The organism is Methylobacterium sp. UNCCL125, from assembly GCF_900116795.1.
GTDB classification, from domain to species: domain Bacteria; phylum Pseudomonadota; class Alphaproteobacteria; order Rhizobiales; family Beijerinckiaceae; genus Methylobacterium; species Methylobacterium fujisawaense.
In genome coordinates this window covers 138,493-161,999 of sequence record NZ_FPBW01000009.1, presented here as the reverse complement: position 1 = coordinate 161,999, position 23,507 = coordinate 138,493, and the positions used below count along the sequence as shown (strand labels likewise).

Genomic DNA, 23,507 nt, shown 5'->3' with positions numbered 1-23,507 from the left:
TGCTGGGGACGCGCCGGTTACCCGGCGTGCGTCAGGCGCGGGCGGCCCGGATCGCGCCGATCAGCGTGCGCTTGAGATCGGCTTGGCTGAAGGGCTTCTGAACGACGGGCCGGTCGCGGAACGGCTCGCGGATGCCCGCGCCGCCGTACCCGGTGGAGAAGACCAGCGGCAGGTCGCGCTTGGCGATGGCCTCGGCCACGGGATAGATCGGCTCGCCCGCCACGTTCACGTCGAGGATGGCGACCTCGAACGCTTCCTGCGACGCCATTTCCAGCGCGGAGGAGAGCCGTGCGGCCGGCCCGACTACGGCACAGCCGAAATCGAGGAGCATGTCCTCCAGAAGCATGGAGATCGCGGCCTCGTCCTCGACGACGAGAACGCGGACACCGTTGAGAACGTCGTCGTTGGAGTCAGCAATCACGCCGGGCCGTCTTCCCTTCGAACGCCCCGTTTCCGGGGATTATGCCGTGCGGTCGGTCGAGCCCCGCGCACCGCGACAGCAGCGCTCGTATGAACGAGCGCGGCCCGAAGGATGGCCCGCGAGACAACCTGTGGCGTCGCCCGTATTCCGCAACGTGTCAAGCGTTCCCGGCCCGTTCCGATGGCACGACCGCGCGCTATGTTAACGCCTGATACATTTTTGTCCGCCCGGCAGCCGGGCGGATCGAAGCCGGGTGATCAGTCTTCCTTGAAGACGACCTCAGCACCGCGCGTGACATGCGCGGCAAGGTCGCGGGCATTCCAATTGGTCAGCCGGATGCACCCATGGGATTCGGTCTTGCCGACCTTCTCGGGCTCAGGCGTTCCGTGGATGCCGTAGCTCGGGATCGCCAGATCGATCCAGACCAGACCGACCGGGTTGTTGGGACCGGATTGGATGGTGAACTTGTGCTGCGCTTTCACGCCCTTGAATGCGTATTTCGGATTGTACGTGTAGTCGGGATCGAACGCGACGCCCTTCACCTTGGTGTCGCCGCTCGGCGCTGGCTTCTCGGAGCTGCCGATCGAGGCGGGGTAGTAGGCCAGCAGCTTTCCGTCGGCGCCGAAGGCCCGGACGTCGCGGCTCGCCTTGCCGACCTCGATGCGCTCGACCTTCGGACTTTCGGGGAGGTCCTTGGCCTTCGGCTTGTCGGTCCCCATCGGCTCGACGGCCGCCACGGCGATGACCGTGCCGGCCTTGTCCAGGGACTTGCCGGGATTGAGCGCGCTGACGAGGTCACGGCCCATGTGGAAGCGCTCTGCGAGCATCTCCCGGGCATTGGTGTACCCCAACGTCTTGAGATCGGCCTGCTGCTCCATCTTGGGCGGGATCCGCTCGACATAGGGCCCCGAGGCGTCGGATTCGGTGATCGTATAGTCCGTGACGACGGGCTTATCGCTCGTCGCCTGGAGCTTGTCCCAAACCTCAGGATTCAGGCTCTGCGTCGCCGGAAGCCCCTGCGCCACAGCGAAGGCGGAGAGCGCGCGTTTATAATTTTCGCCGGTCCGGCCGTCGATCGCGCCGGGATAGAAATGCGCCCGGTCGAGCAGCACCTGCGCCTTGACGACCAGCGGGTCGGGCTTCTCCGCGGACGCAGCGGCCCGGCGCGCCTTCGTGTTCGGCTTGGCATCCCGATCCTTGCCCGCTTCCGGGGGCGCCAGGGCGGCGGCGTTCACGGTGTCGGCGGTGAGCGCCGGCGGCTGCGCCGCTTCGGTCTTCCGGTCTTTCTCGGGCTTGGCCGCCGCGCCTTGCACGACGAGACAGCTCGCCACGAGAGCCGCGCCAACGGGCCGCCAGGATTTTGGGATCATCGACGTCGCAATTCCGGAGAGCGGAGGCGCTCCCGTGCCAAAAAGCGCCGAGCCGGCCGGAACGTTCCACGCGAGGCTACTCGCACAGCCGGTGGCCGGCATTGCGCTCCCGCTGGTCCACATGAAGATGGTTGGCGTGGGCGGCGTTCGAACCCGGCCCCAGGACCGTGCGGAAGAAGCCGCAGGCCTTCGTGCGCACCGCGCCCAGGAACTGCGCCTCCTCGGAGCCGTCCGGCATTGCCTTCACGGAGATGCTTGCGCGTCCGGCGAAGGCGAAGCCCATGATGTCGGCGGCATTGGCGAAGGCATGTTCGCTCAGCTTGGCATCGATGTCGTGATTCTGGCCTCGGCAGACATAGGAGCCGCCCAGTTCAAGGGCGGTCAGGGGATGCTTCAACGTCCGCTCGGCCTCGACCTGCACCTCGGTGACCCAGCGCGCCAGGGCTTCGGCGGCCCGGCAGGTCAAGGTCGCGCCCTGCGGCAGCGCCACGCCGTCGGCGAATTTCGTCACCTTGAGCGGCAGCGGAGCGGTGCATTGCCCTTCCGCGATGGGCGCCAGCGGCTCGAAATCGACGCCGAGTCGCTTCAGGCGCGTCCGGCAGGCCGTATCGTCCGGCGGCGAGACCTTAAGGGCCAGGGCCGCCCCGCCGGACAGTTCCGGCGGGCGCTCGGGCGGCGCGGGTGGCGGCGTCGGGATCTCGGGTTTGGACGCCTCCTTCGCGGATTCCTTCGAGCCTTCCTTCGCGGATTCGGAGGCCTTTTCCCGGCCGGGATCCTTGACCGGCTCCTTCGCCGGCTCCGCGACGGCAGGCTTGAGTTCCGGAGGCCGGGCCGGCGGGGTCGGGGGTGCCGGCTCCGCAACGGGTGGCTTCAGCGTCTCAGGGCGTTCGGGCGGCAGGGGCGGGGGCGTCGGCACCGAGGCGGCGGGCGTTTCGGCAGCCCCGACCGGATCGGCGGCGAGCAGGCCGAGCGCCAATGCAAGGGCCACCCCGGCGCGCATGACGGACGGAGGGCGGATCGACAGAGTGCGTCCCGGCATGGGGCCTCGAAGCGTGGGCGTTGGCCTCTACAACGGACGAGACGCCATTCGGATCGCGCCCATGTGGTTGACGGACCCGTCGAACGGGCCACTGTCTTTCCGATCGCGCCGGCAGACCCCATGTCGGCGCACCGGCGGCGCGGACAGACGCGGCGTCGCGTGGACGTATCGTTGAGGACCGCATGTCGGACGCAGCTGATGCCGGGCTCCCGAGCCTGCCGCAGGACAATCCCTTCCGCGAGGCGCATTGGAGCACCCCGCACGGCCTTCCGCCGTTCGAGCGGATCCGACCGGAGCACTACGGGCCGGCCTTCGCAGCGGCGCTAGAGGCCCACGCTTCCGAGATCCGCGTGATCGCGAGCCAGGACGCTCCGGCCACCTTCGGCAACACCGTGGAGGCCATGGAGCGGGCCGGCCTCGCCCTCGAGCGCGTCGCCGGCGTCTTCTACAATCTGACCGGCAGCCATACGAACCCGGAGCTTCAGGCCATCGAGCGCGAGATCGGCCCCAAGCTCGCCCGGCATGGAAGCGCCATCTACCTGAATCCCGAGCTTTGGGCCCGGATCTCGGCGATCGCCCCCGAGGGTCTGGAGCCGGAGGAGCGCCGGGTCCTCGACCGATACCGGATCCGCTTCCGTCGGTCGGGGGCCGATCTCGGGCCCCAGGACAAGGCCCGCATGGCGGAGATCGCGGCACGCCTGTCGGAACTCGGCACGCGGTTCAGCCAGAATCTCCTGGCCGACGAGAGCAGCTTCATCCTGCCGCTTCGGGGCGAGGAGGATCTGGCCGGCCTGCCGCCGTTCCTGCGGGCCGCCGCCGAGAACGCCGCCAAGGAGCGCGGCCTCGACGGGCACGTCATCACTCTGTCGCGCTCGCTGATCGAGCCTTTCCTGGTCTTCTCGACCCGGCGCGACCTGCGCGAGCGCGCCTATGCGGCCTGGACCCGGCGCGGCGAGAACGGCGGCGAGACCGACAACCGTGCGATTCTCGCCGAGATCATCCGGTTGCGCGCGGAGCGGGCGCGGCTTCTCGGGTTCGCGAGCTTCGCCCATTTCGCCCTCGACGACACGATGGCGGCGAGTCCCGAAGCGGCGACCGGGCTCTTGCGCGACGTCTGGACGCCCGCCCGGGCGCGGGCGGCCGAAGAGCGGGACCGCCTCCAGGCGACGATCCAGGCCGAAGGCCACAACTTCGCGCTCCAGGCGCACGATTGGCGGCACTACGCCGAGAAGGTGCGTCGGGCCGAGCACGACCTCGACGAGAGTGAGATCAAGGCCTACCTGCCGTTGGAGCGGATGATCGAGGCGGCGTTCGACACGGCCTCGCGGCTGTTCGGCCTGACCTTCACGGAACTCTCCGACGTCCCCCGGTATCATCCCGATGTCCGGGTCTGGCGGGTCGGCAATCCCGACGGGTCCGAGGTGGGCCTCTTCCTCGGCGATTATTTCGCCCGGGCCTCGAAGCGGTCCGGCGCCTGGATGAGCGCCTTCCGCTCGCAGGAGCGCCTGAACGGCCCGATCACGCCGATCATCGTCAACGTGATGAACTTCGCCAAGGCCCCGAACGGCGAGAGCACGCTGCTGTCCTTCGACGACGCACGCACCCTGTTCCACGAATTCGGCCACGCCCTGCATGGTCTGCTATCGGACGTGACCTACCCGCTCCTGTCCGGGACGGCCGTGTCGCGGGACTTCGTCGAACTGCCCTCGCAGCTCTACGAACATTGGCTGGAGCAGCCGGAGGTCCTACGCGCCCACGCGCGGCATCATCGGACCGGCGAGCCCATGCCCGACGCCCTGCTGCAGAAGCTGCTGGCGGCACGGACCTTCAACCAGGGTTTCGCCACGGTGGAGTACACCGCCTCGGCCATCGTCGACATGACGCTGCACCTCTCGGCGGAGGGCGAGGCCGGGCTCGACGTCCCCGTCTTCGAGTCCGAAGCGTTGCGGCGGATCAGCATGCCCGCCGAGATCAGCATGCGGCACCGGACACCGCACTTCGCCCACATCTTCTCGGGGGATGGCTACGCGGCCGGGTACTACAGCTATCTCTGGTCGGAGGTGCTCGATGCGGACGCGTTCGACGCGTTCCGCGAAGCGGGCGACATCTTCGATCCGGAGACGGCCAAGCGGCTGCGGACCTTCGTGTACGGTGCCGGCAACCTGCGCGATCCGCGCGAGGCCTACACGGCCTTCCGCGGGCGGATGCCCAGCATCGAGCCGCTTTTGAAGAAGCGTGGTCTGGCAGCCTGAGCCGCGCGCCCGCGGTAAGGGTTTCGTAAACAAACGTCCTTAACGAACGCTTGCAGCGCGAGGCCGCGTGCGGAGTTCGGGGCGATGACGAAGATCCAAGCCAAGCAGGCCGTTTCCGAGGGCATCTCGCCGGCGGATCTGCTCAAAGCTGTGGTGACCGGAAAGGCGGAAGTTGCCCCGGCGGCGACCGCGTCCGTGGAGCCTGCCGCGGGCAAGGGCTTCGCTCGTCCGTTCCTGTCGCGCCTCGATCATAAGCGGCTCGCATTCCCGGGCGCGGCTTTGGCCGTCGGCGCAATTCTGGGCGGGAGCGTGATGGTGCTCTCCCGCCCGGCAGCCGTGCGGCCCGATGCGATTGCGGCTCTCGAAACCACGCTCGATGCCGGTCGGACCGAAACCGTTCGGCTGGCCGGCGACATCGCGCAGCTCCACACCGTCCTCGCCGACCTTCGCGCCTCAACGGACGCCGCGCGGAAGGAGGCCGCGACCCGCAGCAGCGCCCTCGGCGAGCGTCTGGCGCAGGTCGACAAGAGTCTCAATGCCAAGGTCGCGGCTCTCGGCGAGCGCCTCGAGCAGGTCGAGCGCGAGCACACCGCCCGGCTCACCGGCCTTGCCGCGCAGCTGGAGCGCCGGACAGCCGCGACACCGGTCGCCGCGAAGGCAGAGCCGACCCAGACGGGAAGCATCGGCGAGCCCGCCCGCGCCAGCGAGGGGAAGCCCGAGGTCAAGGTGGCGGACGCCAAGGCAGGCGAGGCCAAGGCAGGCGAGGCTAAGACTGGCGAGGCCAAGATTGGCGAGACCAAGCCGAAACCGGCGGCCTTCGACAGGCCCCCGGTGATCGAAGGTTGGGCTCTGCGGGACGTCTACGAGGGCACGGCGGTTTTGGAGAATCGCCGTCGCCGCCTGGTCGAGGTCTCGCCCGGCGACATCCTTCCGGGCGTCGGTCGCGTGGAAGGCGTCGAGCGACATGGACGGGAATGGGTGGTCGTGACGCGCCAGGGTCTCGTCACGTCGCAGCCCTGGTAGGCTGACCGAATCCGAACAACCTCAGCGGCTGGGACAGCCGGTCGGGGCCAGTTCGCCGGGCGCAATCGGGAAACGCGGCTCGATCGTCATCGGATCGGCCAAGGCCGCCGCGCGCTCCGCCCGTTGGCGCCCGTGCCTCAGAGCGCGGGTCTGCGCCGCGCGGGTCGGATGCAGGATGGCAGCGAGCAGGGTCTGCCCTTCAAACTCGCTGTCCAGGTTTTTGGCTTCGAAGACGGGCATGGCCGGCCTGCTTGAGAGCGGAACTGGACACTGCCAAAGGCGTCGATCCAGCCCGCATCCCTAATAACGGGGATCGCGTGGACAGGTTCCGTCAAGCTTTCGCCTCGAAACCACTTTTTTACCTTCGTCCAGGCGGCACCCGAATGCAGTGCGACCGCGCACATCGATGGGCGTCAGACGAATTGGTTCAAGCCGGGGATCGAGCCGATGATCGGGCCCATCGCGTCCTCGCCCACCTTCTCGCGACCGAAAGCGAACAGCTCCTGGCCGAGGGGCTGCATCTGACCCATCGGGACACCGGCGGCCATCAGCTTCTGACCCAAAGCCATGACGCCGCCGCCGCCCATCATGCCGCCGAGCATGCCCATCAGACCGCCGCCGCCGCTCTCGCCGGCATTCGACTCGGCGATCAGGGACTCGGAGCCCGGCAGGGCAGCCAGGAGTTGACCGACCTCGGTCGCCGGCCCTTCCTTCTGCAGGAAGGCCAGGATGTGCCCGATGGCGGTCTGAGCGGTCGCGGCGTCGAGCCCGGTGCGGGTGGTGACGCGGGCGAGCAGTTCTTCCATGGTGATGATCTCTTCGGAACGCTTCCAGACGTCATTCGACTCTGAGGCGTCGGAAATCAAGCGCGCGGCCCAGCATCCTCGGGAAACTCTCCGGCTGCGCACGGAGGAGCGTCACCCCTCGACCGGATCGAGGACGCCGACCGCCAAGCCCCGGGAACGACGTCCCCTGACCGCGGATCCACGGCCTGGAAGACGGAGGGGCGGCGGACCCCGCATCAACGGCGCGCTGCGTTACATCGGGCCCGGTGACGCAGTGTCCGATCTCGCCAAGATCAGCGACATCCGGTAGACCCACCACCAATCTTGAACCGTTCCAGATCGCCGCGCGGCCGATCTTCAGGGAGTTGTCGCACCATGCGGGTCGGCCTGTTCGTGCCGTGCTACGTCGACGCCTTCGAGCCCGAGGTGGGGATCGCCACCCTCGAGCTGCTGGAGCGGCTCGGCTGCACGGTGGAATACCCTTACGACCAGACGTGCTGTGGTCAGCCGATGGCCAATACCGGTTGCCACGCCGAAGCCGCCGCCACCGAAGCGCTGTTCGTGAAGAACTTTTCCGGCTTCGACTATGTCGTCGCGCCGTCGGGATCCTGCGTCCACCAAGTCCGCGAGCATCTCACCGCGATCCCCCAGACCGACGCGGTGCGCCACGTCCGTGCCAGCACCTACGAGCTGGTGGAATTCCTGCACGACGTGCTGAAGGTCGAGGACCTGCCCTGGACGAACTTCCCCCACAAGGTCGCCTATCACACCAACTGCAACGCCTTGCGCGGCATCCATCACGCGCGACCATCCGAGTTGGTGAAGCCCTACTATTCGAAGCCCCTCGACCTGCTGCGCCTCGTCAAGGGTGTCGAGCTCGTCGATCTCGCCCGGCCGGACGAGTGCTGCGGCTTCGGCGGGACCTTTTCGGTGTTCGAGCCCGCCGTCTCGGCCAAGATGGGCTACGACAAGGTGGCCGACCAGAACCGCGCCGGCGCCCAATATGTCGTCTCGGCGGATTCCTCCTGTCTCATGCATCAGAAGGGCTGCGCCGAGCGCCTGGGCCTGCCCCTCAAGTACATCCACATCGCCCAGGTGCTGAACGGAGCCACCGCATGAGCGCCGAGGATCTGAATCCCCGCGAGCGCGACGGCGTCATCCACCCGGAGGTGCGCGCCAGCCACGACGAGAGTGAACGCGCGCAGGACGGACGGCGCCTCCAGCACGCCGAGGCGGCCTCGAAGCCGATCCGCGCGCCCCAGGTCCGTGAGCCGCAGCCCCGCGGCGCGAAGATCCGGGGTGACCGTCCGATCAATCAGTCCGAGGCCGCCGAGCGCTTCCTCGCCGCGCCGCTGCACCAGGCCGCCCACGACGAGCGGCTGTGGGACCTGCGCAAGAAGCGCGACGTCTCGGCCCACGGCATTCCCGAATGGGAGGAGCTCCGCGAGCTCGCCTCGCAGATCAAGACGCACACGCTGAGCCATCTCGACCGCTATCTCGAGCAGTTCGAGGCAGCCGCGAAAGCCAACGGCGTCCATGTCCACTGGGCCAAGGACGGGGCCGACCACAACCGGATCGTCCTGGAGATCCTGCGGAGCCACGGCGCCAAGACGCTGGTGAAGTCGAAGTCGATGCTCACCGAGGAGTGCGGCTTCCGCCACCACATGGCGGCGAACGGGATCGAGGTGATCGAGACCGACCTCGGCGAGCGGATCCAGCAGCTCGACAACGAGGAGCCGAGCCACGTCGTCGCGCCGGCGGTCCACAAGACCCGGATGGACGTGGCCGAGGTCTTCGCCAAGACGCTCGGGACGGACCCGGACAACGACGACGCCCACTATCTCGCCGAGAGCCAGCGGGAGACGACCCGCCCCTATATCCTGAAGGCCGATGCCGGCATGACCGGCTGCAACTTCGCGATCGCGGAGACCGGCTCGGTCGTCACCTGCACCAACGAGGGCAATGCCGACCTCTCCGGCAACGTGCCGCCGCTGCAGATCCACTCCATCGGCATCGAGAAGATCATCCCGAAGGTCGAGCATCTCGGCGTCTTCATCCGCCTGCTGTCGCGCTCGGCGCTCGGCTCGCCGATCACCCAGTACACCTCGCATTTCCGCGCACCGCGGGCGGGCACCGAGATGCACATGGTGCTGGTCGACAACGGCCGCTCCGAGCGCCTCGGCATGGAGGAGTTCTGGACCTCCCTGAAATGCATCCGCTGCGGCGCCTGCATGAACACCTGCCCGGTCTACCGGCGCTCGGGCGGCCTCTCCTACGGGGCGACCTATTCGGGGCCGATCGGGCTGATCATCGATCCGACCTTCAACAAGCGCAAATACTCGACGCTGCCGTTCTCCTCGACGATGAACGGCTCGTGCACCAACGTCTGCCCGGTGAAGATCAACATCCACGAGCAGATCTTCGCGTGGCGCAAGGTGCTGGTCGAGGAGCACCAGATCCCGGCGCTCAAGCAGGGCATGATGAAGGCCGCCGGCGCGGTCCTGTCGCGCCCGGCCGCCTACCGGGCCGCGATCGGCGCGGCGGACTCCGCCCTGAAGGTCCTGCCGCGTTTCGCCGTCTACAATCCGCTCAACACCTGGGGGAAGAAGCGCGAGATGCCCGACGCACCGCGCCAGACCTTCCACGCCTGGTACAAGCAGAACCGCATGAAGGACACGCGTCGATGAGCGCCCGCGACGCGATCCTGGACGGCATCCGCAGGAACCGGCCAGCCGGCGATTTCCCGCTGCCGGAGGTGCCGCTGTTCACGCCCCTCGTCGGCGACGACCATGTGGCCGAGTTCGGCGAGCGGCTGAAGCGGATGGGCGGCCGGGTGGCGGAGCCCGGCGCCAGTGATGTCTTCGCGGGGGTCCGCGAGCGACTCGATGCGGCCAAGGTGATTGCCTCCGCGGTACCGGAACTGACCGGCAACCGGGACCTTCGGAGCGTTCGCGCCCCGCAGGAGGTCGAGGACGTGGACGTGGCGGTGGTGCGCGCTGTGTTCGGCATCGCCGAGACGGGATCGGTGCTGTTCACGGAGGATCAGCTGATCGTCAACGCGGTCGCCTATCTCGCGCAGCACCTCGTCGTTCTGCTCGATCCCGCCGATATCGTGCCCAACGTGCAGGCCGCCTATCGCCGGCCGGAATTCGGCCGCTCGGCCTACGCGGTTCTGCACACCGGACCGTCGGCGACCGCCGACATCGAGGGCGTGCTGATCCACGGCGCGCAGGGCGTGCGCTCGCTCACGGTGCTGATGCTGCCGCGGCGCGCCTGATCCGGAACCCACGATCGGGCGCGCCCCTTGCTTGGGCGGCGGATAGGCCGTCATCCGGCAAGGAGATCCGATGCGCTACATCCTCGGTTGCAGCCTGTCCTACAATATCCTGTCGGACACCACCTTCATCTTCAATCTGGAGGTGGCGAAGCTGAAGAGCGTCGAGATCCTGACCGAGAGCTTGGTCCTGACGCCGAACCTCAAGCGCGACCTCTACACCACGCCCGACCACCAGAACCGCTATCTCGCGGTCAACGTGCCGACCGGCCAGTTCGCGCTGGAGTACAATGCCGAGGTCGATCTCACGGTGCATCGGGCCGATCCCGCGACGATCAACGAGACGCCGATCGGGCAATTGCCCCTCGACATCCTGCCCTTCCTGCTGCCGAGCCGGTTCGTGTCCTCGGACCGGCTGACGCCGTTCGCTCTGGCCGAATTCGGCGCGCTGCCCAAGGGCTATGCCCGCGTGAACCAGATCTGCAACTGGATCCACGACCACATCGCCTATCAGCCGGGCTCCAGCGACGGCGAGACCACCGCGCATGAGTCGCTGCTCAAGCGCGCCGGCGTATGCCGCGATTTCGCGCATCTCGGCGCCGCCTTCTGCCGGGCTCTCGGCATCCCGGCCCGGTTCGTGAGCTGCTACGCCCACGGGCTCGTTCCGAGCGACTTCCACGCCGTGTTCGAAGCCTATCTCGACGGCCGCTGGTGGCTGTTCGACGCCACACGGCAAGCCGACCTCGACGGGCTGGTGCGGATCGGCGTCGGACGCGATGCCGCCGAGATCGCCTTCTCGACGCCCTTCGGCAACATGCAGCCGGTCAACCAGCAGGTGCGGATTCAGCGCGCAGACGGGCAGGGCAGCCCGATGCCGCGCACGGTCGACGCCATCTCCACCGAGATCCCGGCGCCGCAGAGCGGGGCGGCCTGAGCCGCGACCCGCCTGGGATCAGGCCATCCCGTGATCCTGTGATCCCGTCCGGCCGGCCGCCCGCGGACGCCGTCACGGGATCGTCTTCCCGCATCGGAAAGCGTGCCCACCGGGGGGGGGGCGCCTGGACATACGCCCTGTCCCGGGCGGGCTATAGTGCGGTCCTGCAGGGCCCGCGCCCGAGCGAGCCGCGGATCCGGTCCCACGGGTTATTTCCCGATCCGCTCAGGTCTTTCCGGCGCAGACCGCGCACGGCGATAATGCTGCGCCGACGATCTCCGGCCGGTTTTGCCGCGGCGCGGGTGGATTCCTCTGCGGAGATCCGCGCTGATCCTGAAGACTAGACGGATCGAGGCGGATCACCGGGCGGTGCCGTCGCGATTGTCCTTTCTTTGGTCCTGGCGAGCGAAATGGCTGCAAGCGTGGCTGTGGCGGGGTCGCAACACCGTAAAACGATCCCGGCTCCGCCCCGAGACCTGCCTGTAAACGCCGCGATCCCGCCATAGTCCGGGCCCACCTCAAGATCCGCGGTAAACGGCAATCTCGACAACGATTTACCGATCGGAAACGAGGACTTCCCGAGCACGCGGATGAATATCCCGGCGCTTCGCGAACGGCGACGCGCCGCGGTTCAGCGCACCCTCGGGATCGGCTGTGCGAAGGCTTGGTCTGAAGTCATGGTGACGCGTTTGAACGACAAGTCGAAGCTGCCGAGCCGCCACGTCACAGAGGGGCCCGACCGCGCCCCGCACCGCTCCTATCTCTATGCCATGGGTCTGACGCGCGAGCAGATCCACCAGCCGCTGGTCGGCGTCGCCTCCTGCTGGAACGAGGCCGCGCCCTGCAACATCTCGCTGATGCGCCAAGCGCAGGCGGTGAAGAAGGGCGTCGCCGCCGCCAACGGCACGCCGCGCGAATTCTGCACCATCACGGTGACCGACGGGATCGCCATGGGCCATGGCGGCATGCGCGCGTCGCTGCCGTCCCGCGAGGTCATCGCCGATTCGGTCGAGCTGACCATGCGGGGCCATGCCTACGATGCCCTGGTGGGACTTGCCGGCTGCGACAAGTCCCTGCCGGGGATGATGATGGCCATGGTGCGCCTCAACGTCCCCTCGATCTTCATCTACGGCGGCTCGATCCTGCCGGGCTCGTTCCGCGGCAAGCCCGTGACCGTCCAGGATCTGTTCGAGGCTGTCGGCAAGGTCGCCGTCGGCGACATGAGCCTGGAGGATCTGGACGAGCTGGAGCAGGTCGCCTGTCCGTCGGCCGGCGCCTGCGGCGCGCAGTTCACCGCCAACACGATGGCAACCGTCTCCGAGGCGATCGGCCTCGCGCTGCCTTACTCGGCCGGCGCCCCGGCCCCCTACGAGATCCGCGACAAGTTCTGCGCCACCGCCGGCGAGAAGGTGATGGAGCTTCTCGCGAATCGGATCCGCCCGCGGGACATCGTCACCCGCAAGGCGCTGGAGAACGCCGCCACCGTGGTGGCCGCCTCCGGCGGCTCCACGAACGCCGCCCTGCACCTGCCGGCCATCGCGCATGAATGCGGCATCGAATTCACGCTGTTCGACGTGGCGGAGATCTTCCGCCGCACGCCCTACATCGCCGACCTGAAGCCCGGTGGCCGATACGTCGCGAAGGACATGTTCGAGGTCGGCGGCATCCCGCTGCTGATGAAGACGCTCCTCGACCACGGCTTCATGCACGGCGACTGCATGACGGTCACCGGCCGCACCATCGCCGAGAACATGGACCGGGTGACCTGGAACCCGGACCAGGACGTCGTCTACCCGGCCAACCGGCCGATCACCCCGACCGGGGGCGTCGTGGGCCTCAAGGGCAACCTCGCCCCCGAGGGCGCGATCGTGAAGGTCGCGGGCATCCCGGCCGAGAAGCAGGTCTTCACCGGCCCGGCCCGGGTGTTCGACGGCGAGGAGGCCTGCTTCGCCGCCGTGCAGTCGCGCGGCTACAAGGAGGGTGAGGTTCTCGTCATCCGCTACGAGGGGCCCCGGGGCGGTCCCGGCATGCGCGAGATGCTGTCGACCACCGCGGCGCTCTACGGGCAGGGCATGGGCGACAAGGTGGCGCTGATCACCGACGGGCGTTTCTCGGGCGCGACACGCGGCTTCTGCGTCGGCCATGTGGGACCCGAAGCCGCCGTGGGCGGTCCGATCGGCCTGATCCGCGACGGCGACGTCATCACCCTCGATGCCATCCAGGGCACGCTCAGCGTCGCTCTCTCGGACGAGGAACTCGCCGAGCGGCGGAAGGCCTGGACGCCGCGTCCGAACTCCGCGACCTCCGGCTACCTCTGGAAATACGCGCAAGGCGTCGGCCCGGCGCTTTACGGCGCCGTGACCCATCCGGGAGGTGCCAAGGAGACGCAGAGCTATGCGGACGTCTAGGACTGACCTCAGCCGGCGCAGGGCGCCGGTCGGGGCCGATCCCGGTCGGTTCCGGTTCGCCCGCGGCCTCGCCGTCGCGACCTGGGCGCTCGCTTTGCTTGCGCTCCCGGTCGAGACCTCGCGTGCGCTCGACGCCAATGTCCGCACGCCCGTTCAGGTGCCGGTCGCCGACAAGAGCTATCGCTCGGCCAAGGACGCGCTCCGGGCCGGCATGCGGGAGTACAATGCCGGCGACAAGCAGGGCGCGGCCCGCGCCCTCGAATACGCGGCCGGCCAGGGCCACGCCCTGGCTCTGTGGAAGCTCGGCCGGATGTATGCCGACGGCGACGGCGTGCCCCATGACGACTTGAAGGCGTTCGAGTTCTTCTCCCGGATCGCCGATGCCAGCACCGATGACGGCCCCGACCCGCAGAACTCGGCGGTTCTGGGGAGCGCCTTCACGGCTCTGGGCACCTACTTCCTGGAAGGGATCAAGGGCACCTACGTGCGCCCGAATCCCGAACGTGCTTACGACATGTTCAACTACGCCGCGTCGTACTACGGAGATCCCAACGCGCAGTACAATCTCGCCCGGCTCTACCTCGACGGCACGGGCGTCGAGGCCGATCCGAAGCAGGCGGCGCGCTGGTTCAACCTCGCGGCCGAGAAGGGCCACCATCCGGCGCAGGCACTGCTCGGGGACATGCTGGTCAACGGTCTCGGCGGGATCCCGATCCAGCGGGTGAGGGGCCTGATGTGGCTCTCCCTCGCGCGGGAAGGGGCCGAAGCGCGGAAGGACGATTGGATCGTCGCGCTCTACGACAAGAACTGGGCGGCCGCGAGCGAGGACGACCGCGCCGAGGCGCAAACGCAACTGCAAACCGTGGGCTCGATCCGGCGGCGGCGCTGAGCGCCGCCGCCGGATCGCCCGGCTGGTTCAGCCCTTCTTGGCCTCGAGTGCGGCCTTGAACGACGGCCGCGCCAGCGTGGCGTCGACATAGGCCGCAAGCTTGGGCCAGCGGTCGGCATCGACCTTCGCCTGCGCCAAGTGCAGATTGTAGAAGCTGGTCGCGATGGAAATGTCGGCGATGCTGAACGCGTCACCGACCAGATACGGGCCCGAGATCTCGCGCTCCAGATAGTCGAACAGCGGCGGCAGGTCCGTGTCGAGCGCCTGGGCGACCGCACCTTCGTCGGTCGGCTGCTTCATCATGTTGGGTTTCAGCACCCGCTGGACGAAAGGCACGATCAGCTTCGCGAACAGTTCGGTGTCGCCGAACTTGTCGAACCAGACGGCGCGGCCGAGCGCCTTCGGTTCGGTCGGAACGAGGGCCGGCGTCGGGTGCTTCCGCTCCAGATACCAGAGGATCGCCGAGGAATCGGCAAGGCGGAAACCGTCGTCCTCGATGGCTGGGATCTTCCCGAGCGGGCTGGCCGCCTGGAAGTCGGCATCCGGCGCGTGGAACATCACAGGCCTGTGCTCGTAGGCGATGCCCTTCTCGGCAAGCGAGACCAGGACCTTGCGGACGTAGGGCGAATAGCCGGTACCGTAGACGATCAAGCGTGGCTCCTGAGCTGAAAGACGGGCGGCGACCGGTCTGGTCGCTGCGCCCGCCAACATGGGTTATCTTTTCAGCCGGCCGTCAGTTCCACCGTCACCGGCACATGATCCGACGGCTTGTCGAGCCCGCGCAGATGCTTCTGGACCGAGGCCGAGACCAGGCGGTCGCCGGCCTGGGGCGACAGCAGCACGTGATCGATGCGGATCCCGGCATTTCGCTGCCAGCAGCCGGCCTGGTAATCCCAGAAGGTGTAGAGCCCATCGCGCGGGTCGCAGGCGCGCAGCGCATCGGTATAGCCCTCGGCGAGAAGCGCCCGGAACGCCGCGCGGGTCGTTCCGAGAAAGAGCGCGTCGGAGCGCCAAGCCTCCGGATCGGCCGCGTCGGCAGGTTCCGGGATGACGTTGTAGTCGCCCGCCAGCACCACCGCGATCTCGTCCCGCAGGAGTGCCCGGGCGTGGAGCCGCAGCCGCTCCATGAAGGCGAGCTTGTAGGCGTATTTCGGGCTGTCCACCGGATTGCCGTTCGGCAGATAGATCGACGCCACGCGGACCGGGCGCGTCTCCGCGCCGGAAATGAGCGCCTCGATGTAGCGGGCCTGCTCGTCCGACGCATCGCCCGGAAGCCCGCGCCGGATCTCGGAGAGGGTGAGCGGTTCCCGGACGAGGAGCGCCACGCCGTTATAGGCCTTCTGGCCCAGCGTCTCGACCGCGTAGCCCGCCGCCTCGATGTCGGCCCGCGGAAAGGCCTCGTCCTGGCACTTGAGTTCCTGCAGGCAGATCACGTCGGGCCGCGCTTCCTCGAGGAAGGCGAGAAGATGCGGGAGCCGCTGCTTGATCGAATTGACGTTCCAGGTGGTGATCCGCATCGCCTCGCTTCCGGTCGCCGCCGGGCCGTCATCCGCGCTTCGCGTCGCGCTGACAAGGCCATCCCGGCGCAAGGACGGGGATCTAGGGTCGGCGGATGGACTGGTTCGAGCCGGTGAGAGCCTATTGCGAGCGCGGCGGTCCGCAATTCTGGGCCGAGCCGGCCAACGCCCTGTCGAACGCGGCTTTCCTCGCGGCGGCTGCCGCTGCTGCACGATGCGCCTCCGCAGCCGAACCGCCGGACCGAGCCGGCCTCGCCCTATCCGCCCTGGTCGCGGTGGTGGGCATCGGCTCGTTCCTGTTTCACACGCTGGCGGTCTACTGGTCGATGCTGGCCGACGTGATCCCGATCGCCCTGTTCATCTACGCGTATCTCGCGCTCGCCCTGCGGCGATTCCTGAGGCTGGCGCCGATCCGGGTCGCTGCGGCGACGGGGGGCTTCGCGCTCCTCGGCTTCGCCCTCACGCCCGTGCTCGACGGGCTTACCGGCCTCGACGTCGCGCGGCTCACCAACGGATCGGTCGACTACCTGCCCGCCCTACTGGCGCTGTTCGGGATTGCGGGCGCGGTCACGCGTCGGCCGGAGGAGCGCTTTCTCGGGACCGGGCGGCGACTCGCCGGGATCGGCCTCCTGTTCCTGATCTCGCTCGCCGCGCGGACCGCCGATCAGGCCGCCTGCACGCTTCTGCCGACCGGCACCCATCCGCTCTGGCACGTGCTGAACGCCGTCATCCTCTACGCCCTGGTGGCGACGGCGGTGCGGCACCGCGAGTCCGCCGGGTGAGCCGTCCGGCGATCCGGGGCCGTTTCCTTGCGGGCGGTGCGGAATTCTTGCAGAAGTGCGCCGCATCGGGCGCCCGGCCCATCATGGTCGCCCGGGTACGGAAGGGGTCATGACAGTGAGCTTTCGCCTCGGGATCGCCGGACTCGGGACCGTCGGTGCGTCCGTGGTCCGGATGGTCGAGCGCCGCCGCGCCGCCTTCACCGCCGCGGGCCTCGATCTCCGCGTCACGGCGGTGTCCTCGCGCGACCGCACCCGGGACCGCGGCCTCGACCTCGCCGGCATCGAATGGTTCGACGATCCGGTGGCGCTCGCCCGGTCCGGTTCCGTGGACTGCGTGGTCGAGCTGATCGGCGGCGCCGAAGGACCGGCCAAGGCGGTGGTCGAGGCGGCGCTGGATGCCGGCAAGCCGGTGGTGACCGCCAACAAGGCGCTGCTTGCCCGCCACGGTGCCGCCCTCGCCACGCGCGCCGAGGACAAGGGCGTAGCCCTCGCCTTCGAGGCGGCGGTGGCCGGCGGCATCCCGGTGATCAAGACCCTCCGCGAGGGCCTGCCGGGCAACACGATCTCCCGCGTCTACGGAATTCTCAACGGCACCTGCAACTACATCCTCAGCCGCATGGAGCGCGAGGGCCTGACCTTCGAGGCCTGCCTGAAGGATGCGCAGGCCCTGGGCTACGCCGAGGCCGATCCAACCTTCGACGTCGAAGGTTTCGACACGGCCCACAAGCTCGCGATTCTGACGAGCCTGGCCTTCGGGACCGCAGTCGACGCCGAGGGCGTGTCGGTGGAGGGCATCTCCCGGGTGCAGCCTCTCGACCTGCGCATGGCGGACGAGCTCGGCTACCGGATCAAGCTCCTCGGCGTCGCGCAGGCGGCCGAGGCGGGCATCGAGCAGCGGGTCCACCCGACGATGGTGCCGAAATCCTCCGCCATCGCGCAGGTCATGGGCGTGACCAACGCCGTGACGATCGACGCGGATGCGGTGGGCGAACTGACGCTGATCGGTCCCGGTGCCGGCGGCGAGGCGACGGCCTCCGCGGTCGTGGCCGACATCGCCGACGTGGCGCGCGGCGTGATCCGCCCGACCTTCGGCATTCCGGCCGCCGCGATGCGCCCCAGTGAGCGCGTGGAGATGCAGCGGCACGAGGGCGGCTACTACATCCGCCTCACCGTCCATGATCGCCCGGGCGTCGCGGCGGGTGTCGCTCAGCGGATGGCCGAGCGGGAGATATCCCTGGAGAGCATCCTGCAACGCCGCATCGAGGGCGCGGAGACGGATCCGCACGGCCGCTCCGGACGGCCCGTGCCGCTGGTGCTGATCACCTATGCCGCGACCGAGGGTAACATCCGGGACGCCCTCGACGCGATCGGCGCCGACGGCCTGCTGTCGGAGCCGCCGCAGGTGATCCGGATCGAGCGCGAATAACAGTGCATGCCGGACGGTGATCCGCGAGGCCTTGATGCAGGATAGTGGGCGCCCGCGAACAGGGGTATAGGCTTGGCGGCCGTCACTCGACGGCGTCCACCCGGGATCCGACCTCAAGATCGGGCTCGGACAAAGGCAGGAAACCATGGCTGAGGCCCCCAAGTCGGCATCGCGCGGCGTCCCGCGCACGCTCGCCCTCGAACTCGCCCGGGTCACGGAGCGCGCCGCCATCGCCGCCGCGCGATTGCGCGGTCAGGGCGACGAGAAGGCGGCGGACCAGGCGGCGGTCGACGCGATGCGCGACGAGCTGAACAGCCTGCCCATCCGCGGAACCGTGGTGATCGGCGAGGGGGAGCGCGACCAGGCGCCGATGTTGTTCATCGGGGAGCAGCTCGGTCTCGGCGAGGGGCCGGAGGTCGACATCGCGGTGGATCCGCTGGAGGGAACGACCCTCTGCGCCAAGGACATGCCCGGGGCGATCGCGGTCATGGCGATGGCCGAGCGCGGCTCGCTCCTCGCGGCCCCCGACGTCTACATGCAGAAGATCGCCATCGGGCCGGGCTATCCGCCGGGTCTCGTCGATCTCGACGCCAGTCCCACCGACAACATCGCTGCCCTGGCCCGGGCCAAGGGGGTCGAGCCGAAGCAGATCACGGCCCTGATCCTCGACCGGCCCCGGCACGCCGCCCTCGTGGCCGAGGTGCGGGCGGCCGGCGCGGCGGTCCGCCTGATCTCGGACGGCGACATCGCGGGGATCATCTTCACCGCGAGCCCCGAAGAGACGGGCATCGACATCTATCTCGGAACCGGGGCGGCTCCCGAAGGCGTCCTGGCCGCCGCGGCGATGCGCTGCATCGGCGGCCAGATGCAGGGACGCCTGATCCTCGACACCCCCGACCGGCGGCGCCGGGCCGCCGAGATGGGCATCGAGGATCTCGACCGGAAATACGATCTGACCGACCTCGCGAGCGGCGACGTCATCGTGGCCGCCACGGGCATCACGGACGGGGCGCTTCTGCGGGGCGTCCGATTTCGACCGGACCGGATCCAGACCGAGACGCTGGTCTACCGTTCCGAGGCCGGCACGGTCCGGCGAATCCTCGGCGAGCACCGCCGCGGCTTGACCTGAAGCCGCAGGCCGCTGCCGCCGGTTCTACCGGCGGCGCGGCTGATCGCGGTTCAGCCGGGCATCAATTCAGCACGACCACCTTGGTGCCGACATTGACGCGGCTGAACAGGTCGATCGCGTCTTGGTTGATCATGCGGATGCAGCCCGACGACACGCTCTTGCCGATGGAGAAGGGCTCCAGAGTCCCGTGGATGCGGAACAGCGTGTCCTTGTTGCCCTGCCAGAGGTACATGGCCCGGGCGCCGAGGGGATTGCGCAGGCCGCCCGAGACGCCGAGGCCGCTCTGCAGCTTGTCGACCTCGCTCGCGAGCTTCGGGCTGCGGGCGATCATCTCCTTGGGCGGATACCAATCCGGCCAGGCCTGCTTGGAATTGACCGTCGCGGTGCCCGACCACGAGAAGCCTTGCTTGCCGACACCGACGCCGTAGCGGCGGGCCCGGCCGTTGCCCTCCACCAGGGTCAGTTGGTGGGCCCGCGGGTCGACGATGATCGTCCCCGGCTCGTAGGGCCCGTGATAGGCGATCTCCTGGCGCAAGAAGGCCGGGTTCATTTTCTTGTAGTTGAACGCCTGCACCGGGAACACGTCGTCGGTGATCGGGCCATAGATCTTGGCGTAATCGATCGGCTCGTTGTCGGGCGCGCGCAGGATGGCCTTCGCCTTCGCGGCCTCCAGGGGCGAAAGACCTTCGGCGGGCGGTGCCCCGCCCGGACGGGCCGGGACGGTCGCGTCGGGATCGAAGCTGGCGGCTGGCGGCGCGACGGGCGCCTGGACCGCCGGGGCGGGGCGCACCAAATCCGTGCGGCCCGTATAGGGCAGGTAGCGGCCGCCGCGACGCACATAGAGCGCACCGCTCTGATCCTGATAGAGCTGGCCGTCATCGCCGAACCCGTCGATGCCGGCATCGCCGACCGGGCCGCGGCCCTGGGCGTGAACGGTCGAGGCGAAGGCGAGGACTGTGAAGCCGGCCAGGAGAAGGCGACGGATCGAGGCGGACATGGATCGAAATTCCTCGGGAGGCGACACCGGGACTTGCCGCGGCGCGCAATCGAGCGGGCCTGCACGAAGTCGCGGCGGAGCTCGTCCCGGGGCTTAGCAAAACTCACGCTTTGCCGCCAAGTTGCCGACCGTGATCGAAGGCAATTTACAGGGTCTTCCGGACCGTTTCTCCGCCCCTGTGTTGCCCGCATGCAGCAACCATTACGGCTGCGGCGCTCACCGATCCGTGATGGCGCCGTCCGGCCGCCCGTTTACTCGGCAGGCCTGCCTCGATGAACGGCAGCGGTTGGATCGATTCCGAACCGATCCCGGGTCCGACCGTTTGGGGCGATCGGCGCGTCGCGCATCAAACACAACGTGGCACGCATGCTGCATTGCCGGATCAGCCGCGCCTGCTGCGGCGGCGGAGCAACGGCGCTCCAAACAGCGGACGGTGTGAGTCCGGATCCCCGGCATGAGCGACCGCGCAGCGGTTCGCCTCCTTTCGACGAGCACCAGCTATGGCCAGCTTCAAAACGGTGATGAAGTCGGGTCACCCCCCGACGCTGTTCGCGGCATTCCTCTATTTCGATTTCTGCTTCGCCATCTGGGTCCTGAACGGCGCCATGGGCCCGTTCATCACCGAGACCTTCAAGCTCACGCCGGCCCAGACCGGCTTCATGATCTCCCTTCCGATCCTCGCCGGGGCGCTGATGCGCTTCCCGCTTGGAATTCTGGCCCAGTATATCGGCCGCAAGAATGCCGCGATCACCGAGATGAGCGTGATCATGCTGGCGATGGCCTACGGATATCTCTTCGTCTCGTCCTACAACGACGTGCTCGCCATGGGCGTCCTGCTGGGCATCGCCGGCGCGTCCTTCGGCGTTGCACTGTCCCTCGGATCCGGATGGTTCCCACCGGAGCACAAGGGCTTGGCGATGGGCATCGCGGGCGCCGGCAATTCCGGCACCGTGCTGGCCGTGCTGTTCGCCCCGCCGCTGGCGCAGGCCTATGGCTGGCAGACCACCTACGCCTTCGCCGGCATCGTCATGCTCCTGCCGCTGGCGATCATGATCGTGCTCGCCAAGGAGCCGCCGGATTGCGAGCACCAGTCGTTCAAGGAACACGTCTCCTGCCTCTTCACCAAGGACGGCTGGGCGTTCTCGCTGATTTACGTCATCACCTTCGGCGGCTTCATCGGCCTGTCGAACTTCCTGCCGACCTTCTTCTACGAGCAGTTCGCCGTGACGAAGGTCGAGGCCGGGCGCCTGACCATGCTGGCGGCCTTCATGGGCTCGGGGATTCGGATCGTCGGCGGCTACTTCGCCGATCGGATGGGCGGGATCGCCGTGCTGTCGGTGGTGCTGCTCGCGGCGATCGCCACGCTCCTGTCCCTGACGGCGACCCCGTCGCTGGCATTGACCACGATCCTGTTCATGCTGTGCTTCGCGGCGCTTGGGGCCGGCAACGGCGCCCTCTTCCAGCTCGTTCCCCTGCGGTGGCCCAACAACACCGCCGTCGCCGGCTCGATGATCGGCGAGATCGGGGCCCTCGGAGGCGCCATCCTTCCGAACGTCATGGGCCTGTCCAAGCAGTATACCGGGTCGTTCTCCATCGGCTTCATCGGCTACGCCGCCTTCACGGCGGTCGTGCTCGGCTGCCTCGCCCTCTGGCAGCGGAAGTGGGTCGGAAGCTGGGTCGGGCCTCGCGGCAAGGCCCTGGGCACAGCGACCGAAGCCGAACAGAACCAGCTGCAGCCCGTCACGGCCTGACAGCCCGCGTCGCGAACGCGATCACCCAGAACGGGGGCCCGGGCGGCCCCCGTTTTCCGTTGGGGCGACCGGATCGATCGCGCGCCGGATACAAGTCGGCGGTTGCGTTCTGCCGCGCGACGCGTTTGAATAATGCATTATGAAAGAGCGTCCGGTCCATCAGCCGAGGCGCCCGGCGACCGCCAGCGGCGGCGCCCCGATGGGAGGAACGGTCGATGTCGAAGCGCATCAGCGCCACGAACGGCGTGCTCGGCCTGCTCTGCGTGATGTATTTCATCACCTATCTGGACCGGGTGAACATCGCGACCGCCGGCGCAGAGATCATGCGCGATTTCGGGATGTCGAAGACCGATTTCGGTCTGATTCTGTCTGCCTTCGCGTATCCCTACGCGATCTTCCAAGTGATCGGCGGGTCGGTCGGCGACAAGTTCGGCGCCCGACGCACGCTGCTGGCCTGCGGCGTGATCTGGGCCGCCGCGACGATCCTGACCGGAATGGTCGGCGGCTTAGTGAGCCTGTTCCTGGCCCGGGTCCTGCTCGGCTTCGGCGAAGGCGCGACCTTCCCCACCGCCACCCGCGCGATGCAGAACTGGACCGCGCCCGGCCGCCGCGGCTTCGCCCAGGGCATCACCCACGCCTTCGCGCGCCTCGGCAACGCGGTGGCGCCGCCGATCGTCGCCTTCCTGATCTTCCATTTCGGGTGGCGGACCAGCTTCGTGATCCTCGGCGCCGTGAGCTTTATCTGGGTGGCGATCTGGTGGCTGTATTTCCGCGACGATCCCTCCGACCATCCGGCGATCACCCGGGCCGAACTCGACACGCTGCCGCCGCCCCGCAAGGTCGGGGCGAAGCAGAGCGTCCCGTGGGGCGCTCTGACCCGCCGCATGCTGCCGGTCACCATCACGTATTTCTGCTACGGCTGGACCCTGTGGCTGTTCCTCGGCTGGCTGCCGAGCTTCTTCAAGGAGAACTACAGCCTCGACCTGAAGAACTCGGCGCTGTTCGCTTCGGGCGTGTTCTTCGCCGGCGTGGTGGGCGACACGGTTGGCGGCATGATGAGCGACGCCATCCTGCACCGGACCGGCAAGGTGAAGCTCGCCCGCCTGTCGGTGATCGTCGTCGGGTTCCTCGGCGCCGCTGCGAGCCTCGCCGGCGTTTTCATGACGCGGGATCTGACCCTGGTGGCGCTGCTCCTGTCCTCAGGTTTCTTCTTCGCCGAGCTGGTCATCGGGCCGATCTGGTCCGTGCCGATGGATATCGCGCCGAAATATGCCGGCACCGCCAGCGGGTTGATGAATACCGGCTCGGCCGTGGCCGCGATCGTCTCGCCGATCGTCTTCGGCGTGATCGTCGACATGACGGGGAGCTGGACGCTGCCCTTCGTCGGTTCGATCGGCCTGTGCCTGCTCGGTGCGGCGCTGGCCTTCACGATGCACCCCGAGCGGGAATTCGTGGATCCCGCCCCGCCACTCGATGGTCGCGTGGGCTCCGTGGCGGCCGGGGAGTAGCG

Annotated in this window: 21 protein-coding genes; 13 read left to right on the top strand and 8 right to left on the bottom strand. The window is 68.4% G+C overall.

Annotation, left to right across the window (positions count from 1 at the left end):
• Window positions 1-31: 31 nt before the first annotated feature.
• The 3 genes from BM396_RS11175 to BM396_RS11165 all read right to left on the bottom strand — a co-directional run bounded on the left by BM396_RS11175 (window position 32) and on the right by BM396_RS11165 (window position 2,830).
• Window positions 32-421, bottom strand: coding sequence for a response regulator (locus BM396_RS11175; RefSeq protein WP_043345829.1), 390 nt, complete (start codon window positions 419-421; stop codon window positions 32-34).
• Between the two features lie 257 nt (window positions 422-678).
• Window positions 679-1,791: a L,D-transpeptidase family protein gene (locus tag BM396_RS11170; protein WP_043380085.1), complete on the bottom strand. Its 1,113-nt coding sequence runs from the start codon at window positions 1,789-1,791 to the stop codon at window positions 679-681.
• Between the two features lie 76 nt (window positions 1,792-1,867).
• The gene (locus BM396_RS11165; RefSeq protein ID WP_043380083.1) at window positions 1,868-2,830 is read right to left on the bottom strand and encodes an extensin family protein; all 963 of its coding nucleotides are present in this window, start codon (window positions 2,828-2,830) and stop codon (window positions 1,868-1,870) included.
• Between the two features lie 182 nt (window positions 2,831-3,012).
• Here BM396_RS11165 and BM396_RS11160 point away from each other — a divergent pair, with 182 nt between their 5' ends.
• On the top strand, window positions 3,013-5,082 hold the full coding sequence (locus BM396_RS11160) for a M3 family metallopeptidase (RefSeq protein WP_043380081.1): 2,070 nt from the start codon (window positions 3,013-3,015) through the stop codon (window positions 5,080-5,082).
• Between the two features lie 84 nt (window positions 5,083-5,166).
• A complete protein-coding gene (locus BM396_RS11155) occupies window positions 5,167-6,105 on the top strand; it encodes a hypothetical protein (RefSeq protein WP_043380078.1) in 939 nt (312 codons plus the stop codon).
• 21 nt (window positions 6,106-6,126) lie between these two features.
• Here BM396_RS11155 and BM396_RS11150 read toward each other — a convergent pair whose 3' ends face one another.
• A complete protein-coding gene (locus tag BM396_RS11150) occupies window positions 6,127-6,345 on the bottom strand; it encodes a hypothetical protein (RefSeq protein ID WP_043345819.1) in 219 nt (72 codons plus the stop codon).
• A 173-nt stretch (window positions 6,346-6,518) separates the two neighbouring features.
• A complete protein-coding gene (locus BM396_RS11145) occupies window positions 6,519-6,911 on the bottom strand; it encodes a DUF2267 domain-containing protein (RefSeq protein ID WP_043345824.1) in 393 nt (130 codons plus the stop codon).
• Window positions 6,912-7,265: 354 nt separating this feature from the next.
• Here BM396_RS11145 and BM396_RS11140 point away from each other — a divergent pair, with 354 nt between their 5' ends.
• The 6 genes from BM396_RS11140 to BM396_RS11115 all read left to right on the top strand — a co-directional run bounded on the left by BM396_RS11140 (window position 7,266) and on the right by BM396_RS11115 (window position 14,395).
• Complete coding sequence (locus BM396_RS11140) at window positions 7,266-8,009, top strand: (Fe-S)-binding protein (protein ID WP_043380077.1); 744 nt, start codon at window positions 7,266-7,268, stop codon at window positions 8,007-8,009.
• Window positions 8,006-9,577 carry a lactate utilization protein B gene (locus tag BM396_RS11135; protein ID WP_043380074.1) on the top strand — a complete coding sequence of 524 codons (1,572 nt, stop codon included), beginning with the start codon at window positions 8,006-8,008 and terminating at the stop codon, window positions 9,575-9,577. The genes BM396_RS11140 and BM396_RS11135 overlap by 4 nt, the downstream gene beginning before the upstream one ends.
• The gene (locus BM396_RS11130; protein ID WP_043380072.1) at window positions 9,574-10,167 is read left to right on the top strand and encodes a LutC/YkgG family protein; all 594 of its coding nucleotides are present in this window, start codon (window positions 9,574-9,576) and stop codon (window positions 10,165-10,167) included. Before BM396_RS11135 ends, BM396_RS11130 begins: the two co-directional genes overlap by 4 nt.
• A gap of 70 nt (window positions 10,168-10,237) precedes the next feature.
• The gene (locus BM396_RS11125; protein ID WP_043345809.1) at window positions 10,238-11,098 is read left to right on the top strand and encodes a transglutaminase-like domain-containing protein; all 861 of its coding nucleotides are present in this window, start codon (window positions 10,238-10,240) and stop codon (window positions 11,096-11,098) included.
• Between the two features lie 677 nt (window positions 11,099-11,775).
• On the top strand, window positions 11,776-13,506 hold the full coding sequence (gene ilvD / locus BM396_RS11120; protein WP_043380071.1) for a dihydroxy-acid dehydratase: 1,731 nt from the start codon (window positions 11,776-11,778) through the stop codon (window positions 13,504-13,506).
• Entirely contained in the window at window positions 13,493-14,395 is a 903-nt protein-coding gene (locus BM396_RS11115; RefSeq protein WP_043345803.1) for a tetratricopeptide repeat protein, read from the top strand. Before ilvD ends, BM396_RS11115 begins: the two co-directional genes overlap by 14 nt.
• A gap of 27 nt (window positions 14,396-14,422) precedes the next feature.
• Here the strand turns inward: BM396_RS11115 and BM396_RS11110 are convergent, their stop codons facing one another.
• Entirely contained in the window at window positions 14,423-15,046 is a 624-nt protein-coding gene (locus tag BM396_RS11110; RefSeq protein ID WP_043380068.1) for a glutathione S-transferase family protein, read from the bottom strand.
• Window positions 15,047-15,117: 71 nt separating this feature from the next.
• On the bottom strand, window positions 15,118-15,912 hold the full coding sequence (gene xth / locus BM396_RS11105) for an exodeoxyribonuclease III (protein ID WP_043380066.1): 795 nt from the start codon (window positions 15,910-15,912) through the stop codon (window positions 15,118-15,120).
• 95 nt (window positions 15,913-16,007) lie between these two features.
• Between xth and BM396_RS11100 the strand changes: the two genes are divergently transcribed.
• The 3 genes from BM396_RS11100 (at window position 16,008) to glpX (ending at window position 19,249) form a co-directional block, all read left to right on the top strand.
• Window positions 16,008-16,694, top strand: coding sequence for a ceramidase domain-containing protein (locus BM396_RS11100; protein ID WP_043380063.1), 687 nt, complete (start codon window positions 16,008-16,010; stop codon window positions 16,692-16,694).
• 109 nt (window positions 16,695-16,803) lie between these two features.
• Window positions 16,804-18,120, top strand: coding sequence for a homoserine dehydrogenase (locus tag BM396_RS11095; protein WP_043380061.1), 1,317 nt, complete (start codon window positions 16,804-16,806; stop codon window positions 18,118-18,120).
• 145 nt (window positions 18,121-18,265) lie between these two features.
• Window positions 18,266-19,249: a class II fructose-bisphosphatase gene (gene glpX, locus BM396_RS11090; protein WP_043345791.1), complete on the top strand. Its 984-nt coding sequence runs from the start codon at window positions 18,266-18,268 to the stop codon at window positions 19,247-19,249.
• Between the two features lie 61 nt (window positions 19,250-19,310).
• Here the strand turns inward: glpX and BM396_RS11085 are convergent, their stop codons facing one another.
• Window positions 19,311-20,246: a L,D-transpeptidase gene (locus BM396_RS11085; protein WP_043380059.1), complete on the bottom strand. Its 936-nt coding sequence runs from the start codon at window positions 20,244-20,246 to the stop codon at window positions 19,311-19,313.
• A 500-nt stretch (window positions 20,247-20,746) separates the two neighbouring features.
• On the opposite strand from BM396_RS11085, the gene BM396_RS11080 reads away from it, so the two are divergent.
• A complete protein-coding gene (locus BM396_RS11080) occupies window positions 20,747-21,997 on the top strand; it encodes a nitrate/nitrite transporter (protein WP_043380057.1) in 1,251 nt (416 codons plus the stop codon).
• A gap of 215 nt (window positions 21,998-22,212) precedes the next feature.
• Complete coding sequence (locus tag BM396_RS11075) at window positions 22,213-23,505, top strand: MFS transporter (RefSeq protein ID WP_043380055.1); 1,293 nt, start codon at window positions 22,213-22,215, stop codon at window positions 23,503-23,505.
• Window positions 23,506-23,507 lie beyond the last annotated feature (2 nt).

Bases quoted from the DNA above. Each gene is read 5' to 3' on its own strand.
- BM396_RS11170 (WP_043380085.1), bottom strand. From the start codon at position 1,791: ATGATCCCAAAATCCTGGCGGCCCGTTGGCGCGGCTCTCGTGGCGAGC.
- BM396_RS11165 (WP_043380083.1), bottom strand. From the start codon at position 2,830: ATGCCGGGACGCACTCTGTCGATCCGCCCTCCGTCCGTCATGCGCGCC.
- BM396_RS11160 (WP_043380081.1), top strand. From the start codon at position 3,013: ATGTCGGACGCAGCTGATGCCGGGCTCCCGAGCCTGCCGCAGGACAAT.
- BM396_RS11155 (WP_043380078.1), top strand. From the start codon at position 5,167: ATGACGAAGATCCAAGCCAAGCAGGCCGTTTCCGAGGGCATCTCGCCG.
- BM396_RS11150 (WP_043345819.1), bottom strand. From the start codon at position 6,345: ATGCCCGTCTTCGAAGCCAAAAACCTGGACAGCGAGTTTGAAGGGCAG.
- BM396_RS11145 (WP_043345824.1), bottom strand. From the start codon at position 6,911: ATGGAAGAACTGCTCGCCCGCGTCACCACCCGCACCGGGCTCGACGCC.
- BM396_RS11140 (WP_043380077.1), top strand. From the start codon at position 7,266: ATGCGGGTCGGCCTGTTCGTGCCGTGCTACGTCGACGCCTTCGAGCCC.
- BM396_RS11135 (WP_043380074.1), top strand. From the start codon at position 8,006: ATGAGCGCCGAGGATCTGAATCCCCGCGAGCGCGACGGCGTCATCCAC.
- BM396_RS11130 (WP_043380072.1), top strand. From the start codon at position 9,574: ATGAGCGCCCGCGACGCGATCCTGGACGGCATCCGCAGGAACCGGCCA.
- BM396_RS11125 (WP_043345809.1), top strand. From the start codon at position 10,238: ATGCGCTACATCCTCGGTTGCAGCCTGTCCTACAATATCCTGTCGGAC.
- ilvD (WP_043380071.1), top strand. From the start codon at position 11,776: ATGGTGACGCGTTTGAACGACAAGTCGAAGCTGCCGAGCCGCCACGTC.
- BM396_RS11115 (WP_043345803.1), top strand. From the start codon at position 13,493: ATGCGGACGTCTAGGACTGACCTCAGCCGGCGCAGGGCGCCGGTCGGG.
- xth (WP_043380066.1), bottom strand. From the start codon at position 15,912: ATGCGGATCACCACCTGGAACGTCAATTCGATCAAGCAGCGGCTCCCG.
- BM396_RS11100 (WP_043380063.1), top strand. From the start codon at position 16,008: ATGGACTGGTTCGAGCCGGTGAGAGCCTATTGCGAGCGCGGCGGTCCG.
- BM396_RS11095 (WP_043380061.1), top strand. From the start codon at position 16,804: ATGACAGTGAGCTTTCGCCTCGGGATCGCCGGACTCGGGACCGTCGGT.
- glpX (WP_043345791.1), top strand. From the start codon at position 18,266: ATGGCTGAGGCCCCCAAGTCGGCATCGCGCGGCGTCCCGCGCACGCTC.
- BM396_RS11085 (WP_043380059.1), bottom strand. From the start codon at position 20,246: ATGTCCGCCTCGATCCGTCGCCTTCTCCTGGCCGGCTTCACAGTCCTC.
- BM396_RS11080 (WP_043380057.1), top strand. From the start codon at position 20,747: ATGGCCAGCTTCAAAACGGTGATGAAGTCGGGTCACCCCCCGACGCTG.
- BM396_RS11075 (WP_043380055.1), top strand. From the start codon at position 22,213: ATGTCGAAGCGCATCAGCGCCACGAACGGCGTGCTCGGCCTGCTCTGC.